The sequence below is a fragment of the Pseudomonas sp. 65/3-MNA-CIBAN-0223 genome (assembly GCF_040310425.1).
Lineage (GTDB): Bacteria > Pseudomonadota > Gammaproteobacteria > Pseudomonadales > Pseudomonadaceae > Aquipseudomonas > Aquipseudomonas gregormendelii.
The window spans coordinates 1-245 of record NZ_JBEOPV010000297.1 but is presented as its reverse complement, the minus strand read 5'-3'; the positions used below and the strand labels follow the sequence as shown (position 1 = coordinate 245).

The 245-nt window shown below is 62.0% G+C and carries 1 protein-coding gene; it reads left to right on the top strand.

Annotated elements, in window-relative coordinates:
- A partial coding sequence (locus AAEZ09_RS28960; RefSeq protein ID WP_350601762.1) for a GntR family transcriptional regulator occupies positions 1-245 on the top strand: 245 nt, incomplete at both ends.

The window sequence follows — 245 nt, the reverse complement described above, 5'->3', positions numbered from 1 at the left end:
AGCATCACCACCGAACGCCTGCAACGCGGTACGCGCCTTCCCTCCGAAACCGAATTGATGGACGCCTACCAGGCCAGCCGTGGCACCGTGCGGCGCGCCATCGAGCAGTTGCAGGAACGCGGCTTTGCACAAAAAATCCACGGCAAGGGCACCTTTGTGTTGTCGCCCAACCCGATTGAGTTCCAACTGGGCGGCATCGTCAGCTTCCACGAGACCCACGCCGACCTGGGTGATGACGTACGCAC